This is a genomic window from Vibrio sp. R11-SG3-ISO9 (genome assembly GCF_059834255.1).
In genome coordinates, this window is sequence record NZ_JCBDGU010000056.1 from 152,967 (window position 1) to 171,892 (window position 18,926).

Genomic DNA, 18,926 nt, shown 5'->3' on the forward strand with positions numbered 1-18,926 from the left:
AACGCAGATAAAACTAAGCCCCTAAGTTCGAGATAGAACTCAGGGGCTTTTTATTTCGGCCATTTAATCTAACGGGCTGGCTCTTGGCTAATAAAATGTCGCCTCTATCTGGCTGTTTTCAAACGCTGAGACCACGCGATTACGTCCTCGATCTTTGGCTTGATACAGCGCCTTATCAGCCATGTCATAGAGTAAGTCAAAATCAAGACAATCCAAGCTCGCACTCAAAGAGGCGAAACCCACTGAAGCTGTTAGGTAATCGCTGGTCGAACTCTCACTATGCGGGATCTGCGCCTCTTCAATACAACGCCTGATACTGTCGGCACGCTGCTGGGTTTCGCTATCACAAGTATCCACCATCAACAGCATAAATTCTTCGCCACCAATGCGACAGAAGGTGTCATTCTCATGCAGAATATGGTCGTTTAGAATTTTTCCAACCGAGCGCAGCGCAGAGTCCCCTTCCGTATGACCATAAACACTGTTATACAAACCAAAATGATCTAAGTCGAGCAAGATCAAACCAAACACTACTTTCTCATTGGGCCTGCTTGGTTCAAAGTGGGTTGAATTTAGGTTCTCTAATACCTGTGCCAACATACGGCGATTGCCGAGGCGCGTCAGAGGATCCAACTTGGAGATGACATCCAGTTGCTCATTAGCCAATTGCAGCTCTAAGGTGCGTTTTTTCACCTCTTCCTCTAGCCTTTCATTGAGCTCCTTAAGTTCTTCCTGAGCCATAGTTCTTTGCAGCACTTCAGCCAAGCTCGATGCAAAGATACGTATTACTTCTCGAAGCTGAGAAGTTAATGAACTGCGCGTTAGTAAGTTATCGGCAGCAATAAAAGCTATCGGCACGCCTGTATTACTGGTCAGTAGTGTCATCGCCGTCCACCCCACCCCAACGATATTGTAGTCATGGTAGATAGGTACGGACTCTTCAAAAGCGACTTCGTTAGGGCGCGACCTTGCTGCCGCTACGATGTCACGCTCAACCAGATCAGAGTGATAGTAGGACTCATCGACAATATTACCTTGGATATCGGTACCCCAAGTCCCCTGCATGTAGGAGCACTCTTTATCGGTTAAGAACACCGCTAGGCGATCAATACCGAGGTGCTGAATAGCAAAGCTTACCGCCGATTTACACACCGCACTGACGTTGTCACAGCGTGATAGTTCGACCATGCTGGAGTGCAACATACGAATATTCTGCTCTTGGCGTTTGCGAATGTAGATCTGAGACAATAGCGAGCCAAAAGACTCCAACATCTGTTTTTGATAACCGGTTATTGGAGCGCGGTTAATGTAGTTATCCATCGCTATCCAACCAACTGGCTTATCCCCTTCCCTCAAGATCAGCATTCCGTTCCAACCCTGCCCCACCACTTGGCCTGCGGTATAAAGTGGGGCTTGTTCGATGATAACTAAATTAGTGTGGTCGTCTGAAAGCGCCTCTATGTATTCATTTTCCAACTGATGGAGATCGTACTGAGTATGGTGTTCGCTGTTGGTCTTTCCATGCTCATCGGTACCGTAAGTACCACTAAAGCAGCGCTTTTTCATATCAAGCAACATGAAGATTGCGCGATCAAAGCCGAGACGATCTCTAACCGCTTCAACCGACGCTTTATAGAGCGCATCTAACGAATCTGGGTTAGAAAGATCTAACGCGACCTGATGCACTAGCTTCATGTTCTCAACGAACTGCTCTCTGAGGTTAATCTCATCAAGGTACTGCGCTTCACGTGTGTCTCTATTCTTTATTTCAATTGCGGCATTTTTTTCAGCACGTATGCATTGCCACCTCGCTGCCGCCAACTGCAGCACATCAAACCCATCACGGAAGGTTTGATTCACTCTTTCAGCAGCGCAGTTCTGAATAATGAGATAGGTTCGACAACTCGGACAGTTGTCTAGCATCAAGATAAAAGACTCACCACCGAGGGCATCGAAGTGATCCCAATTGCAGGTATTGATCGCCATAGGCAAAACGCCATCAGCGGTATCAAATTGAGACACCCAAGTCCAAAAAGTCGCTGGGTAATTATTGAGACTAGTCAGTTCACCGCACTGATACATGGGTGTGCGATTAGAGAGAGAGGCTGGCTCGACAAAAATGCCAATACCATGTGGGTCTAATAGATGAGACAGGTATTCAAACAGAGAATCAGCCAAAAGACGGTGGTCGCGAGTGGAAGATATTTGTTTTGCAAAGGCTTTAACTGGCACGACGTTCCATCCGATGGCTGTAAGGTGTAGCAAAAATACCTAAGCCTGAATATGCAATCAATCCAAGACAAAATGAGATGTTAAGCGACTCGCAATTTCCTATTTTCCTTTATCACAAGCTTGAGAAGCGCTACAAAAATGGGATTTTCTGCCCAAATTTTCGTCGACAAAATGGCTTTCTTCAATACACAAAAAAGCCCCACGAATGAGTGGGGCAAAAGTCCATCGCTTATTATTGTAGTGATATGCCAGTAAATTAATCGCGGTGATGGCAAAGGTTAAAATTAACCAAAATCACCATTTACGTAACCCTTAGTACGATCGTCTTTCGGGTCACTGAAAATAACTTGTGTGTCATCGTGCTCAACCAGTTCACCCATTAGGAAGAATGCAGTTCGGTCTGAGATACGACGCGCTTGTTGCATTGAGTGCGTTACGATAACGATGGTGTAGTTCTTCTTCAGATCTTCCATCAACTCTTCGATTTTGTGTGTTGCGATTGGATCAAGTGCCGATGTAGGTTCATCCATCAAAATCACATCTGGCTCCATCGCGATAGTACGAGCAATACACAGACGTTGTTGCTGACCACCTGACAAACCAAATGCGTGAGATTTCAAACGATCTTTCACCTCATCCCAAAGTGCTGCACCACGTAGTGAGCGTTCTACTACTTCATCAATGTGCTTCTTATCTTTGATACCTTGAGCGCGTAGGCCGTATGCCACGTTCTCGTAGATGCTCATTGGGAATGGGTTCGGCTTTTGGAAAACCATACCAACACGGATACGCAGGTCTGCAACATCGATGTCACCATAGATGTTCGTGCCATCCATATCCAGCTTACCCTTAATCGTTACACCTTCGATTAAGTCGTTCATGCGGTTCAGGCAGCGTAGCAGTGTAGATTTACCACAACCTGATGGACCAATCAGAGCCGTAACTTGGCGCGTTGGGATTGGCAGGTTGATAGATTTAAGTGCTTGGTTTTCGCCGTAAAACAGATCTAGGTTTTCAATATCAAATTTGTTCATGTTCTTAATCTCTAAATTCTTAAATTCGTGTCTAACTTGATGCTTTGTCAGTGGGCTCTCCTTAGAGCCCTGTACTATGGGCATTTCTCTTTCTATGCCCGGGAGTCGTTAGTACGTTGCTGTGTTAAAGCGTCTTGCAATTAGTTTTGTGACCATGTTGATCAGAAGAACAAGCACAATCAGGACTGTCGCTGTACCGTAAGCTTGGTTCCACTCATCGATAGTGAATAGCTCGGTAGTTAGCTTATATAAGTGAACCGTTAGGGTACGACCGGAATCCATTAGAGACTCTGGAATACGTGCCACCATACCTGCTGTTAAGAAAACAGGCGCTGATTCACCGATTACACGACCAATACTAAGAATGACCGAAGTTAAGATACCTGGCATCGCGCTAGGCAAGATTAAGCGCCAGATAGTGTAGATCTTTGAAGCGCCAAGGCCGTAAGAGCCTTCGCGGTATGTTTGTGGTACCGCCATCAATGCTTCTTCTGTAGTACGGATGATTACAGGAAGAATCAGGATACTTAGTGTTAGGGCGCCCGATAGAATCGAGAAGCCAAGACCAAGAATCGATACGAAGAAAGTCATACCAAACAGACCAAAGATGATCGATGGAATACCCGCTAGTGATTCAGTACAGAATCGAATGACTTTCACTAAACGGCTACCCACTTTCGCGTATTCCGTTAAGTAGATTGCCGTCATGATGCCCAATGGTGCTGCCACCGCAATCGATGCGATAACCATGTAGATGGTTGCAACGATCATTGGGAAGATACCGTGTTCAGTACCCGTACGTGTGTAGTTATCCGTAATGAAGTTCCAATCTACGTGCTGTAGGCCGTTAGAAAGGATGTACCAGATGATCCAAAATAGGAAACCGACTGTGACAGCCGCTGCTACCCAAATAAAGGCATTCAATACATTGTCTTTATTCTGGCGAGACTGCTTTAATTTTACACGATCCATTTTTTCCACCTTCCGCTTACTTTGCTTTTTCGCGGTTTAGATAAAGTAGAGCACCATTTAGCATCATGATGAACACTAGAAGTACCACACCCGTTGCGTACAGAGCGTTAGCATGAACACCACTTGCGTAAGACATTTCAATCGCGATGTTTGCTGTTAGTGTACGAGCTGAGTCTAAAATGCCTTCAGGCATCGCTGGGGCGTTACCCATAACCATGATGATTGCCATGGTTTCACCAAGTGCACGACCGATACCCAGAATCACACCTGTCATAATGCCCGAACGAGCAGCAGGAACGAGAAGTTTAAAGATGGTAAAGATCTTTGAAGCACCAAGCGCTAGAGAGCCTTCCTTGTAGGTACGAGGTACCGCGCGAATTGAAGTCTCAGATACTGTGATAACGGTTGGTAGAATCATGATACCCAGAACAATGATACCCGCTAGGATAGTGTTACCCGCTGGTACTGAGAAGATGTTCTGAATCATTGGAACAATAATGACAAGGCCAAAGAAACCGTATACCACTGAAGGAATGCCTGCCAAAAGCTCAACTGCTGGACGGATAATGTCAGCAAGGCGCTTTGGTGCGATTTCAGCGATAAAGATAGCGGTTAAAACACCAACGGGTACACCTACTACAACCGCGCCTAATGTTGAAACGATAGAAGCAACAATCATAGTTGCAACACCGAATAGCGCTGGTGGTAGCCAATCTACACCGAGAACGATGCCAGAGACGCCAGCCTCTTGGAATGCAGGAATACTCTCTGCAACGATAAAATAAGCGATTACTGCCAGTGAAACGATGCCGATTACAGCACTCGTTAAGAATAAACCGTGGAAAATGCGTTCTTTCCAGTCGATACGCTTTTTAGTACGTAGGCTCGGCTTACTAACTTGTGTAGCTTCAGTATTCATAAGCTTTTCACTATGTGCGATGGTCATATTTAAAATCTCATGCTTTGTGGACAACAAAGCTGAAAGAAAAGGCTCAGCCTAAAGGCAGGCTGAGCAATAATTAAAGTCTTGATTAAATTCAGATTAGTTTACAGTGATGTAACCTTTCTTAGCCGAGATAGCTTGAGCTTCGTCAGCTACCATCCAGTCTAGGAACTTCTGAGTTTCAGCAGATGGCGCACCATCTTTGTAAAGAACTAGGAAAGGTCGAGCTACTTTGTAAGAACCGTTCTTAACGTTATCAACTGTTGCTGCTGCGCCGTCGATAGTTAGAGCTTGAACAGAGTTGTCTACAGTACCTAGAGAGATGTAGCCGATTGCGTATGGGTTACTTGCTACAGATACTTTAAGAGCACCGTTACCGTTAGCAACTTGAGCGCGTTGAGAGATTGCTGATACTTTCTTGTCACCAATCTTTTTCTTAAGCTTTAGGATGTCTTCGAATGCACCACGTGTACCAGAAGCTGTATCACGAGTGATTGCTACGATAGGCTTGTCAGCACCGCCAACGTCTTTCCAGTTAGAGATTTCACCTTTGTAGATTGCTGTAATTTGGTCTGCTGTTAGTGCAGATACTTCGTTGCTTGGGTTAACTACAACCGCGATACCGTCACGAGCGATAACTAGCTCTTTTAGGTCAGCTGCTTTTTCTTCAGCTTTCAAGTCACGAGAAGAGATACCTAGGTCAGCACTTCCATTTTTTGCTGCTTTGATGCCTGCAGATGAGCCAGGAGCTTGAATCTCGATGAAAACATTTTCACCTTTATTCATGTATGTTTCTGCAAAAACTTCAACCAGTGGAGAAGCACTGTTAGAGCCAACTACAGAGATAGTTTCTTTAGCTGAAGCTGTATTCACTGTTAGTGCGCCTAGTAGTGCCATTGCACCGATAACTGTCTTTTTCATCACAATTTCCTTAAGTGGCGTTATTGCCGTTGTGTTTTACTTGAACGGTGCTCACTTTAAGTTTCGAATATGACAGTTGTGTTTCAGTAAATTGAAGCCTATATGACAACTGCAATTTTTGTATTTCTATTCCTCCCACCTTTTAGAGTGACTTTGCTAACCCTTTGTTCCAAAAGACTCTTTTTATTTATAAATTCGTAAATTAATCCTACATATCTTTATTTCATTTCTGTAATATGTCGCACGACTCACAATAATTATCAATATAAGTGAGTGATTAATCAGCATATTAATTACTAAATGTAATTCAACATGGCTCGCACATAACAAAATGTAATCTTTTATTGATTGAAGTATCAGTCTCATTAGTTAGAATTCAGTTTCAAAAATAACAAATAAGAACAATTCTCAATTACGCATTACCAAGAGGACCTATTCATGCGCCAGTTACTCAATGGCTTATCCATTAAAATGCAAGTTTTACTCCCCGTACTTTTCTCCGTCGTCCTATTGCTCGCCGGAGTCATTATAGGAGGAGAGAAACTTGAAGAGGCTTTCCAAGACGTTTCTACAGCAACAGACAACCTGATTGTCCATAAAGAAGAACTGAGCGACATCGTCGACAATAGCTATGGTATGCGTATTAAAGCTATTTACAGTCTGTTTAATCCAGAAGACATTCAGACTTTAATGGATGTCCTCAATCAGAAATTCCAAGCCAACAACCAACTACTTAACTCTTTAAGCACCGTTGATGGGTTGCAAAATGAAGTGGCAGACCTTCGCAAAGCGATGACACATTATGTCGACTTCTCTCAACATACCATGCTCCCTCTTTTGAAAATCAAGCACAGTAATGGTTTCCCACCGAACAACTTTGAGTCTCAATACCAAACCGCCATTGTTCAATATCGAAACGCTGGTAATGCAATGGTAAAAGCGATCAATGACCTATCTAAAAAGCTCAACCACATTGCTCTACAAGAGGTTGAGACAAACGGTGCGAAACACGACACTACGTTAACTTCAGCGAAAATCGGTCTTATCGTCATTCTATCTATCGCTCTGATCATCAGCTGGACTCTGGCAGGTGTGATCGTTGAACCTATCCGTGAGCTTCAAAAAACCATGCGTGAAGTTGCTAAAGGCAACCTATTGGTGAAAGCAAAGGCTGAAGGCGACAACGAGATCACTCACCTTGCTCAAGACGTAAACCAAACCGTTGACCAACTTCGTGAAACCGTCAGTTCACTGTCTCGCATCAGTATTGAGGTGGCGTCAGCGTCGACAGAGCTTGCTGCAGTAATGACTCAATCTAGCGTCAACTCTGATCAAGAGAAGCAAGAAGTGGAACAAGTAGCCTCGGCAATTAACCAACTGGAATCGACGGCAACAGAAGTTTCAAGCAACGCTCAACAAGCTGACAATGCTTCAAGCCAAGCTAGCCAACTCACAACGCAAAGTTTAAACATGTTCGAAGAGAGCACGCGTGCAAGTGAAAAGATGGCTGACCAACTAAACAAAGCGGCAGACGTTGTTACTTCCCTTAAAGATCAATCAGAACAGATTGGTAAAGTCATCGAAGTAATCGAAAGCATCTCTGAGCAAACTAACCTACTAGCACTCAACGCGGCGATTGAAGCGGCTCGTGCAGGTGAAAGCGGCCGTGGTTTTGCAGTAGTAGCAGATGAAGTACGTATGCTTGCGGCTCGCACTCAAGAATCGACCAAAGAGATCCAGACCATTATTGAAGAGCTACAGACTCAATCAGGTCAAGCGAATGAGAGCATGCACTCTAGCCTAGCAATGCTAGAAGACAACCGCGCCCTTGCAACTCAAGTGAGTGGTTCTCTTAGCGATATCAGTAACGCCATTGCCGACCTAAACAGCATCAATACTCAAGTAGCGACGGCCTCAGAAGAGCAAAAACAGGTGACTTCAGACATTAACAATAACCTGAGCACTATTTATGAACTAGTAAGCCAAAATGTAACCGGCATTACTCAATCTGCTGCTGCTGCACACGAACTGTCTGGGCTATCTGAAAGACAGAAGCAAGCGCTGAACTACTTTAAGGTATAGATAAAAAGAAGACATGCATAAAAAAGCACCACCATATTGGCGGTGCTTTTACATCGAGTCCAGTTACTGGTCTTCGTCGGTTACCAGTAAAACGGAGTAAGTTTCAGAAGGTGCGTACTCATATACCTCACCATTAACAGAATCAAACGCGATTACTTGCGAACCATTACCATGTGGAGTGCTGCTCCAAATATAGCCAGCCAAATCGCCTACTTCTAGTTCATAACCACTGGCAAATGCGGTTCCGTTCAGCGCGGGTCCATAACAAGCATGCTCTGTTAGTGCTACTAACTCCTTAATGTTTGGTAGTCGCCAGTTCTTTTTGCCGCCAAATTCATATAATGCATGGTTGCCATTTTCATCACGAATCTGTTTTGCTGTAAGTAGCGCACTCTGCCATGTCACTTTATCAGCTGCGCCAGTACACACTTCACTGTTCTTGTCCCAAGTTGTACCTACCGGGCAACGCATCCAAGTTAGACCCGTTTTAAGGTCTGTCACAATACCAGCATCAGAGTACGTGTATCGTGTGTTAGGTGCAGATTTAGAAAAATCAACAGAACATTCTTGAGCTGCGAAAGCCATCTGAGAAACTAACGCTAAAGATAATACAGAAATAAGTTTTTTCATCTTACTGACCCTTTACTGCAACTAGACGAATTGGAAATTGGTAAGACGCACCGCTATCTTGATCAGCTTTATCTGTATAGATTTGATCAAAACTAATGTTGCCTCGGTAGTCTCCTCTAGTAACAATAAATGCAAAGTATTTTGCAGTATCGTCACCAGCTGTTGAGTAATTTATGTAACTAAAATCATGAACCCACATAGAACCGGCTTCTACATCAGGACTTCCTATACCTTGATTTGGGAAATAGGCATGGTTTAAGCCATATAATTCACCGTCAGAGTCTCGCTCAGTCTCACCGAAATCTAGTACATCGTACAATTCTAAATATGTAGGCAAACGCCATTCATTTACACCACATAGTGATTGTTGATTGATATGAGCCGCATACTGGTTCGTTGAACAGATTTCATCACCGGCAGCGACACAACCTACAGCAGCCAAGTCTTCAGAATATGGCTTAAAGGTATCTGACTCGTAAACAAACGTACGGTCTTTAAACTGTACGGAATTTGTATCAGCACTCTTGTTTTCCCAAATAAGTCCTGTTCTCTCATCTAAAGTACACGACCATTCCGTCGCATCCGCAGCTAGGGTTGCACCTTTATCGTCAAGTTTTACGAATTTGAAGCCAGCACCCGTTGTTGCTTGTAGGTCGTTTTTATCAAATCCATACTCAGCATCTTGACCAGGGAAATCACTCTGAGCGTCTGCAACGTCGCTAGCGCCATCAGCAAAGTGCAGCACAGCACCGGTGTCGTTCGAGCCTGATGTTTGAGCAGCAACAATAGATAACTCTTGAGTAAATGCTGTAGTTTCTGCTGGTGATAGTAAACCTGAAACGAGAGATTTGTTCTCGTAACTCAACTTCTTAGCAACTAGAGCGACACCTTGAGTCATTTCTTCTTCTTTCATCTCAGTAAGTAGTGCAATGATATTTTGCTCAAGGTTGCTTAGATCATTTACCGCTGGGTCAGACATGACAGTTCCGGTTAACGAGACACCCGCACTTGCTACTTGCGTTTTGACGGTTTCATCAGCTTGGGCAACTGTTTGACCGTCAATAACTAAACCTGCAACCAGAGTCGTAACTGCATTAATAGAGTTACCAGATGCTAAACCTTGACCTGGAGCGGCAATACGCAGTGTTTTGCTCGAACCGGCATCGACTTCTGCAAGAATGGTGCTATTCAAAATATTTTTGTCTGTCGAAGTCAGCGTAAATTGACCTGTATTGTCACTTTTCGCACTTGGCTCGTTACTATCACATGCGAAGTTTTGGTTTAAATCAATACAAACAGGAGTATCAAGTAAGGAACCTTGGGAGCGAATAGTACCAGCAACATCGTAAGTTGGTGCCGCTGCGTCACTACCAGAGCCACCGCCACAGCCAGCAAGGGCCAGCGATACAGCAATGAAAGAATATTGTAACTTCATAAATTTATCTTCTTTTAATTAATAGTTTGTGGCTTATCGAGAGCGAATCACTCTCACCATTGATAGCATTAGCAGGACAATCAAACCCAAAGGTGAACCACTACCACCTGAGCTACCGCTACTGCTTTCATTAGTGGCATCAGCATTACACTGATATTGAGCAAAGTGACTCACACCCCACTCTTTCAAGACCCCAGAATTTCCTGAAACACGATCAGAAACTTCAAGGCGCCAAGTTCCCCAGCTCGGTTCACCGACAAGTTCTTTTAACTCGTCGTCATACTGAGCTGTGAAATAACCTTTAAAACCATTACTGCTGCTTGATTGGTGGTTAAGTAGAACCACCGACTTGCCTTGAGGAGAAACCAATTTGACATGCAGATCTTCAAGCGAGGCATGTTCGATATTCAAATAGACTGCAAAGGTGTCATCAATCGTTAATCCTTTGTCAGACAAGTTTTGAACGAATATTTTGTCGCCATAAGTTGTACGTCCGAGATCATCAATCACGGTATCAGGAAGTGTCGAGTTTGTAGTGGTTGGCAAGGTGCCTAACTTAGGTAGGCCATTTACCAGTTTCGAACTATTTAGCCATTGGTGTGTTTGGAGATCTTGACCAAATTGATAGTCTAGTGATACTGCAGAATCGAACTGCACACCACAAGCCAAGTTAGAAGGCAATGAAACGCTCATACTTGATGAATCAGACAACGTTTGATCAATGTCGAAAACCGACTCACTATTCAGTCGCCATTGACCTTTCACTGTCGCTTGGCGACCATTTTGTGCCAAATGAACAGTTACATCATCGCCTTCACCGATATAGCGATTATCGTGGCGAACCACAAAAGGAGGCTTCAATAAGTTATGTTGATTGAAGCTATCAGTAAGAAATTGAGCATACTCTTTGTCTGGAAACAGTGCGTTAGCAGCAAATACCGTCGACTCAGCGAGATCGTGCATTTTTACGCCACGACCGACACCATAAAGCCCTTCAACAACAATGGCGTCGAACTCACGAAAAACGCTATCTGTGCCATCACCATAACGCTCTATAGCAGCTTTTAAAGCTTGGAAAAGCGGAGTTGACCAAAGTTCGTCACCTAGCTCTCCTCCTACACTCACGTGGGCAGGGTATTCTGCTCGTTCAAAGTAGCGCGCGCGCTGATTCCACAAACTACGAGTAGTGCGGCGAACACCAAACAAGCCATCCCAGTTAAACACGGTATCCAGTTCGAATTCTTGTCCACGACGAGAAGCGTCTAGGTATTGTGAACGATAGCTCGCACTACCAGCCCAATAGTCACCGACACCTTCGCCAATTGCACCAGTATGACCGTAAGCCCAATCCGGTACGGCTTGGTAATGAATACCGTGTCCAAGTTCGTGCAAGACAACATCTGAATCAACAGCATCTGGTGAAGCACCGCCGATACCAAAAGTGACCACCCTCGGACCGTAATAGTATGATGAGTTATCGAGAGATAACCCTCTTCCATCAAAGCGCAACGGGTCATCAAATAATTGATAAGACAAACTTTCTAGATATTTCAAAGACGTATCAAGGTGATAAAAAGCCATAATCTGCGGAAAAGCATCATCACCAAAACGCACATTTTCAATGGCTTCAACGCTATCGAACGATTGAACACCTTCTGGGCTCAAGAAACTAGAAGTGTCTCGAACCGGTTCTCCTCCGTCAGAGGGAACAGTGATTAGTGCGGTAACATCAACCTGGTTCAGCCTTGAATTAGACAGATAATAGTTACCACCAGATTGCAGAACCTGAATGGACTTAGTTACATATTCGATTGGCTGGGGGTATTCTGAAACCAATGACCAAGTCGATGCAGGCGCTTCCTGTTGCTGCATCGTTCTTAAATCAGGATCAAATAGAGATACATCGACATTCACCAAGCTCCCCGAGTTCAGTGGGGGTGGCGCATCCGCTTCAAGAGAGCGCGGCGCTTCCAATTCAGCAGCAACAGTAGGTACACCTGATCTTAATATCGTATCTTCAAAACTTTTAAACACGCGCACGACACGTTGTGTCTTATCGGTAGTTACGACGACTGCGCGTTGCGGCTGATATTCACCGTTGACCCAAACATTAAAATTAAAATGCTCGCCTAACTGCGATTCGGTTTTGTAGCGAAATACAAAATCACCAAACTCAGAGTAATTGGAGTCGAGGTAGCTTTTTACTGCCGCTTGATCGTTAAGCACAACGTTAGCTGAAGGGTAGTCCCATTCAGCAGCCTGAACGATCGGAGCGCACGCTAGAACAAGTGATATTGCTAATGGCTTAAGTTTCATAATTCTGCCTTAGAACTGATATTTGGCGTGTACAGTGAAGTAACGTCCGGGTTCAGTTGAGTAGTGCTTATTTGAGTCGATAATACCCGCTACGTCTTGGTATCGGATGTACTCTTTATCAAACAGGTTGATTACGTTTGCTGATACGTCTAGACCAAAGTTCCAAGAGTAACTAACGCCCATGTCGACGGTTGCCCAGCCAGACGTTGTTGCACAATCTACCGTCAAACCAATATCATTTTCACATTCCGGCACATCATCCATTGCTTGTGCCCAATTAAGCATCGTGTAAGCAGAAAGAGATTCATTGTCGTAATTAAGAGCGACGTTTCCTTCCCACGGAGTCAATGTGCGGATCTTTTCACCCTCGTCATTCTCTCCATCAACAAAGCCCAGTTTTGTAGTGACACTCCAAGATTCATTCAAACGTTGTGCTGCTGTTGCTTCGAAGCCATAGGTCTCGACCCCACTAACATTCTGATATTGTTTGTAATACATCCCATTGTTATTAGTATCAGGACGAGACGTTATCTGCTTCACGTCAATAAAATCTTCAAACTTTTGATAAAAGACAGCGGCATAAAGCACTGTTTGACCATTGTCGAACTTACTCCCCAATTCAAATGAATCGCTGGTCTCTTTATCAAGATCTTCATTAGGCACAATTTCAAACGGTGTAATCGGCACAAAATCATGGTTCTGGTAACCGTAAATTTTGTCGTAAGTTGGCGCTCGGAAACCATGGTTATAAGAAATGTATGAGTTCAGTGAATCCGTCATTTGATAAGCGAGGGACAAACTTGGTGACAACTCACCTGTCGTTTTATCGCTTACCTTATACCCTTCAATTGAACTATCTGAGTCTGGTGTAATTTGGTGAATATCAACGCGAGCGCCTGCAGTAATTGTCCAACGATCTACTTCAATCACATCTCGTAGGTTCGCAGCAAAAACATAAGAACGTGCAGACGCAAAAGGCTTAGCGTCTTTCTGGGTAAGACCATTCCAGTCGAGGATTTGTGAGTTACTTGGTCGTTCATGAAAAGTGGTATCGAAGCTCACCCCATACGAGAGTGTATGAGTTAAACCCGATCGTGAGAAAGAACTGATAAAGTCAGCATCCGCACCGATAACTTCATCTGTGAAGTGACGATCATCGATCAATCGACGAAATGCAGTAATGTTACCTTGCTCTTGCGAAATAAGAGCATTCACCGCTTCGTCGGCTACAGTATTGCGCCAATAAATTTTGGTATCGAGCTCTTCAAACCATGAGTCTGTTGGGAAATATTCGGCTCCCACATAGGCAGTGTATGACTCGGTATAGGCTTGTTGGTCAAATTCTTCTGTTTCCCAGAGACCATCCTTTTGAATTTTGGCTAAGCCTTCTTTCCTACCAAGATTTTCTTTGTAGTAATCAACCTTAGCTTTGAACATAAGATCATCTTGCGCCCAGTAATTCAAAGTGTAAGCACCGCTAACACCATCAATGTCGCGTTTATACAAATTTTCATCGTAATTTCGTGTTTCTCCACCTTCCCAGTAAGCCAGATTAACCAAGCTTTCAAAGCTACCAGATCTAAAAGCAAGCCTCGTTGAGCCTCGATATTTATCGCTCACACCAGTGTAGGTACCAGAAACATCACTGTAAAAATCACTATCTTTAAGATAGTCCCCTGGTTGTTTTGTTTTAATAACGACAGCACCGCCAATTGCACCAGAACCGTGAACCGAAGAACTCGCACCTTTGACAATTTCAACACTGTCAATGTCAGCAAGATCAAACGAGTTGCGGCCCACTTTGTCGTTAATGTCGCTTGCACCAAAACCATCTGACGACTTTATTCCATCTTTAACCACTAAAATTCGGTTGCCAGTCATACCACGGATAGTAATGTTCTGAGGTCGACCAGCCCCGCCACTCACGCTAACACCCGGTTCATTTCTGATTGCATCGTAAAGCTCGGTCGCGCCGTTTTTTTCGATCTGTTCACCATCGATAACAGCAACGGAACCAGCCACTTCAGATAGGGGTTGTTCGATTTTATTCGCGGTAACCACGACCTCTTCAAACTGAAAAACCTCGGATTCGGCGTGCACGACGTTGGCAGCAAGTACACTCAGTACTGCCGCTGATAGGGGTGAAAGCTTCATTTACTGCTCCGCTTTAGTATTTTTATACGTAAGTGATAATAGGAATGCGTATTCAAACGCTTGTTGTGATAAAGACTGCTGCCTGTCACTCGAATGACCTTGGCTAAAATTGGTCGACAGCAAATAAGGGCCACTTCCTGTCGTCAAAGATTTCAACTTGGCTTGATATTTAGCGCCTTCCCAATAGGGAACCCGTCGATCATTTAGGCCAACACTGATTAAAACAGGTGGATAGTCGGCTTTGGAAAGATTGAAATATGGGTCATAAGCTTTCATTGCTAAAAGTTCAGACTCTTGATGAGGGTCACCCCACTCGGCATACTGCTGAGCAGTTAGCGGCAACGTCTCATCCGACATACTGTTGATCACATCAACAAATGGGACCTTAAGGGACGCGCCAGCAAATACTTCAGGAGCTTCATTTAAGGCTCCTGCCACTAAGGTGCCGCCAGCACTTGACCCCATTGCCAAGATAGCTCGTTCGCCTTGTTGAAAGTTTTGAAGTGTTCTGGCTGCAGCAACGAAGTCAGAGATACTGTTCGATTTGTTTAGGCCTTTACCAGCGAGATACCATTGTTCACCTTTAAAACCTCCGCCTCTGACATGAGCAACAGCGTAGATAACACCACGATCAAGTAAACTGATTGTTTGCGGCATAAAGTAAGGTTTCATCGTGACACCGTAAGCGCCATACCCATATAGAACTACCGGATTCTGCTTATTAAGAAGTTCTTTTCGGTAAGCGAGCGTCACTGGGACAGCATGTCCATCATTCTCAACATTCAAAGTTTGAGTAACGTACATCTCTGCTTGATAATTTGGATAGACATCTTGCCCAATCGATTCACGAGTTGCCGTTAGCGTATTAAAGCGTTCCCAAAGGCCCGGTTGGATCATAGACATGCTTCGGATATGTAGCTTATTGCTGTTGTAGTCTCCCACTTGGCTTACCCAAGCGACGCCACCTTCACGAGCAACGTTTTCAATCTTTATCAGCTTGTCGCTTTCATCAAAGACGTGCAGTTTTTGCTTACCTTGCAGATTGGTTTGAACCACGACACCTGAACGGAATAGGTGAAAGTTGTTGATTGCCTCACCCGTTTCAAAATCACCAAATAAATGCCAAGCATCTATGTTCATTAAATCAGAACGACTCACACGATAGATCTGGAAATTTTTGCGTTGGTGATTGCTATTGATATACACATGATCGGCAAAACGATCTGCATAGTATTCAATGCCTTCTTGGCGCTGTTGAATGGGTGGTGATAACTCACCAGTGTTAAGATCGAGAAAGCGTTGTTCACTGCTGTTGTCGCTGTTGCTCTGGACAACGGCGAAATTTCTATCGCTTGTTAGGTATGTTGAAAGCAGCCAAGCATTTTCATGTTCTTGAAAAAGCGATGTCTCAACTCCGCTTTTCAATGACTTATTGATCAAAGTATGTGGTCGCTGTGTCTTTGGCTCCTGTTTTACCAAATACAGCGATTTCCCATCATTCGACCAAACGATAGATGGCTCAACACCAGTGATAAGGTGCGTGATTTTATTGGTCGCTAGCTCAACAATGCTGATTTGATACTGTTCAGAACCATCAAGATCTTCTGCAATAGCGAGTAAGGAATTGTCAGGGCTTAGTTTCCAACCACCAATTTGATAATACTCGTGTTGATCAGCGTGATGTTTGGCATCGAAAATGACAGTTGTCACACCAACACTGCTTGGTGCGCGCGACAACAGTGTGTAGTCATTCCAAGCATATTCTACGCCATTGGTTTCTCGCCAAGGCTTCTCTGAACGTTGCGGTCGGTTCTCTCGCCACATGGATTGCAGCGAGTCGATTTCATTTTGTAAGGTCTTCTGATACGCGTCGGTCGTCTCATTCTGTTTCTCGAGATAACCCAATACGCGCTCACTGCTTCTAGAATCGTCTCTCAACCAAGAGAACTGATCCGCAGCAGTCACGCTTCCTGAAACTAAAGTTGCTAAAACAAGCAGGCAACACGTTTTCATAAACCCAATAAATCCATACGCCAATTTAATAAATTTCGCGTATACTGCACCCAAATGGTAATGAGATCAATTATCATTTTCATGATTTAGTGATATGAATCTCAATTATTGTGCTCGATTGACTAGATTTACTGGTTTATTATTCTGTCTAACTATTCATTTTAAGGGTGTTAAGCGATTACTTTAGTTTTTTTCACTATCATGAATTCGCTCTAGCGCTTCTACTCGCTTTATCTGTTGCTCGTTAAACAGATCGTTTCTCAACAAAGCAACTTCCTGTGCTTGCTGATCTGCACTCAAATTGGGGTTATCAAGTATCGTCTCTCTTTGAGTGATAAACCGTTGGAAATCACTATCAAATTGCTCACGTTGGGCGTCTAGTGCACTTAATCGTTGTGCAGCACTTTCGCCGACAATCTCTACTCGATTGAGGTATTTTTGCTGGTTATCTAAACTGTTTGCGTGACTAAGCTGGGTTAAGGTTACAGTATTTTTCTGCGTTTGTTGAACATACTCAGGTTGAAGAGTTAATGCCTCGAGCCACTGCTTTTCAAATTCAATTGGGTCAGTATATTCTTGCCTCATTTTTAGTTTTTCAATCGCTAGCTCGCGCATTCGATTTTCATGGGCAAATAGCAACTCTTGTTCACTCACAGTAAAGTAATAGGCCTGTTGATCCATCAATAGTTCGTGTAACTCTGTCAGCTCTTCAATGCTTAAATTAGAATAATTATTCGAAAAATCTATCTGCTCTAGTGCCGATTTGTACTCCAAATATTTTTCAAATAATCGATCATCTATCACGCTATTAAGAGCGATATTATTGAAGTCAGAGACATTCTCTTTGACCTGATTGAGGTCAATATCAACCATTGCTGCCATAAAATAATCCATCGTATCTTTGGCTGAACTTTGATCAATCTCCGTGTCACTTTGAGACTCACTCTTGAGGTGCTTTGCCGATACGGCTTGCGCTCGTGATTGGCCTTGGTAAAAGACCGCACTGAAACTTCCTACAGCGATCATTGATATCAGTAACAGTGTGGCCTTTTTCATCGATTAACTCCTTCAATAATAAAGGTTTACAAGCCCGCAAGCTTGAGGCGATTGGCGTGTTGACGATAGAGAGTGACAGGGTCTGTTTCAAAAAGGTGGTGGATCCCTAACGTCCCGTTGATTTCATCCAAGTGATTCATTTTGTAGTTGTCGCCAATCACACGACCTAAATGAGCACTACAAGTCCCCACTAGACCATCACTAGGACCATCAAACGCTAAACCTAAAATTGTCATTGCTCCATCCGTCGGGTCGAGCAAGTTGGTAAAGGTCGACGATCCCGTCCAAGAGTAGTAATAGACACCATTGCTCGCTTGCCATTCGCCATCTCCACACGCCGATGTCGGTACACCCTCCGGGTAATGCTGATTAAATGCTAGAGAGCCCTCAGTCGTGAGTGCTTCTAATGAAGCGAGCCCATCCTGTTCAAGATCGCTTCCGCCTGAAAGTAAGTTAATCAAAGTGGTTAGGCCACCAGCCAACTTAACTGCAATCGACTCAGTAATGGATCCTTCTGCGACATTGCCTCGCACTAAATCCGCAACTTTAGAGCCTTTATGAACCCCACCGACACTGGTGACCGATGCAACAAGATCTGGCCTCACTGAGCCTACATATCTTGCAGTAGGACCACCATGGCTATGACCAACTAAGTTAACCTTCTCTGCCCCAGTAACGGCGATAATAGTTTCTACTTGCGCAAGAAGTTGTTCTCCTCGCACCTCTGAACTATTCGTCGCAGAGACCTGAGCGACATAAACGTTGGCCCCATCTTTCGCTAGAGACTCGGGAATACCGTAAAAGTAATCGACACCAGCTAACGTGTCGAAACCAAATAACCCGTGTACCAACACAATTGGGTACTGTGTTTGCGTGTACCCTGAATGTTCCAGTGGCGCGGTGCTCGTTCCAGCGTACACACTGGCACTTCCCACGCAAAGGGCCGCCATCAGCATCATCTTTTTCAACGTCTTTCTCCTTTACTAATTAGACCTCGGATGAGTTGAAAAGCTAGGAGAGGAATTCAAAAAGTAGAAATTTATAAATTAAGAATCGTGAGCAATAACGACCATTCAACACCTAAATTAAACATCAACCACTCATTCACAGGAATGCAGTTCCAACAATTTCGCTCTGC

General features: G+C 44.0%; 13 protein-coding genes. 1 reads left to right on the plus strand and 12 read right to left on the minus strand.

What is annotated here, in order from left to right; translation table 11 throughout:
• Window positions 1–87: 87 nt before the first annotated feature.
• The 5 genes from AC6R05_RS21685 to AC6R05_RS21705 form a co-directional block, all read right to left on the minus strand.
• The gene (locus AC6R05_RS21685) at window positions 88–2,232 is read right to left on the minus strand and encodes a diguanylate cyclase domain-containing protein (protein WP_500648583.1); all 2,145 of its coding nucleotides are present in this window, start codon (window positions 2,230–2,232) and stop codon (window positions 88–90) included.
• A 284-nt stretch (window positions 2,233–2,516) separates the two neighbouring features.
• A complete protein-coding gene (gene pstB, locus AC6R05_RS21690) occupies window positions 2,517–3,266 on the minus strand; it encodes a phosphate ABC transporter ATP-binding protein PstB (protein ID WP_032550501.1) in 750 nt (249 codons plus the stop codon).
• A gap of 108 nt (window positions 3,267–3,374) precedes the next feature.
• The gene (gene pstA / locus AC6R05_RS21695) at window positions 3,375–4,238 is read right to left on the minus strand and encodes a phosphate ABC transporter permease PstA (RefSeq protein WP_500648584.1); all 864 of its coding nucleotides are present in this window, start codon (window positions 4,236–4,238) and stop codon (window positions 3,375–3,377) included.
• Window positions 4,239–4,254: 16 nt separating this feature from the next.
• Entirely contained in the window at window positions 4,255–5,184 is a 930-nt protein-coding gene (gene pstC, locus AC6R05_RS21700) for a phosphate ABC transporter permease subunit PstC (protein WP_032550503.1), read from the minus strand.
• 96 nt (window positions 5,185–5,280) lie between these two features.
• On the minus strand, window positions 5,281–6,102 hold the full coding sequence (locus tag AC6R05_RS21705) for a phosphate ABC transporter substrate-binding protein (RefSeq protein WP_500648585.1): 822 nt from the start codon (window positions 6,100–6,102) through the stop codon (window positions 5,281–5,283).
• A 438-nt stretch (window positions 6,103–6,540) separates the two neighbouring features.
• Here AC6R05_RS21705 and AC6R05_RS21710 point away from each other — a divergent pair, with 438 nt between their 5' ends.
• Window positions 6,541–8,184, plus strand: coding sequence for a methyl-accepting chemotaxis protein (locus AC6R05_RS21710; RefSeq protein ID WP_500648586.1), 1,644 nt, complete (start codon window positions 6,541–6,543; stop codon window positions 8,182–8,184).
• 63 nt (window positions 8,185–8,247) lie between these two features.
• Here AC6R05_RS21710 and AC6R05_RS21715 read toward each other — a convergent pair whose 3' ends face one another.
• The 7 genes from AC6R05_RS21715 to AC6R05_RS21745 form a co-directional block, all read right to left on the minus strand.
• Window positions 8,248–8,814 (minus strand): Lcl C-terminal domain-containing protein, encoded by a 567-nt coding sequence (locus tag AC6R05_RS21715; RefSeq protein WP_500648587.1) that lies wholly within the window; start codon window positions 8,812–8,814, stop codon window positions 8,248–8,250.
• A gap of 1 nt (window position 8,815) precedes the next feature.
• Window positions 8,816–10,249, minus strand: coding sequence for an Lcl domain-containing protein (locus AC6R05_RS21720; protein WP_500648588.1), 1,434 nt, complete (start codon window positions 10,247–10,249; stop codon window positions 8,816–8,818).
• Between the two features lie 33 nt (window positions 10,250–10,282).
• Entirely contained in the window at window positions 10,283–12,565 is a 2,283-nt protein-coding gene (locus AC6R05_RS21725) for a proprotein convertase P-domain-containing protein (RefSeq protein ID WP_500648589.1), read from the minus strand.
• 9 nt (window positions 12,566–12,574) lie between these two features.
• Window positions 12,575–14,719 (minus strand): TonB-dependent hemoglobin/transferrin/lactoferrin family receptor, encoded by a 2,145-nt coding sequence (locus AC6R05_RS21730; RefSeq protein ID WP_500648590.1) that lies wholly within the window; start codon window positions 14,717–14,719, stop codon window positions 12,575–12,577.
• Window positions 14,720–16,732, minus strand: coding sequence for a prolyl oligopeptidase family serine peptidase (locus AC6R05_RS21735; RefSeq protein WP_500648591.1), 2,013 nt, complete (start codon window positions 16,730–16,732; stop codon window positions 14,720–14,722). It lies immediately after the preceding gene.
• A 183-nt stretch (window positions 16,733–16,915) separates the two neighbouring features.
• Window positions 16,916–17,614, minus strand: coding sequence for a lipase secretion chaperone (locus tag AC6R05_RS21740; protein ID WP_500648592.1), 699 nt, complete (start codon window positions 17,612–17,614; stop codon window positions 16,916–16,918).
• 200 nt (window positions 17,615–17,814) lie between these two features.
• Window positions 17,815–18,747 (minus strand): esterase/lipase family protein, encoded by a 933-nt coding sequence (locus tag AC6R05_RS21745; RefSeq protein WP_500648794.1) that lies wholly within the window; start codon window positions 18,745–18,747, stop codon window positions 17,815–17,817.
• Between the last annotated feature and the right edge of the window lie 179 nt (window positions 18,748–18,926).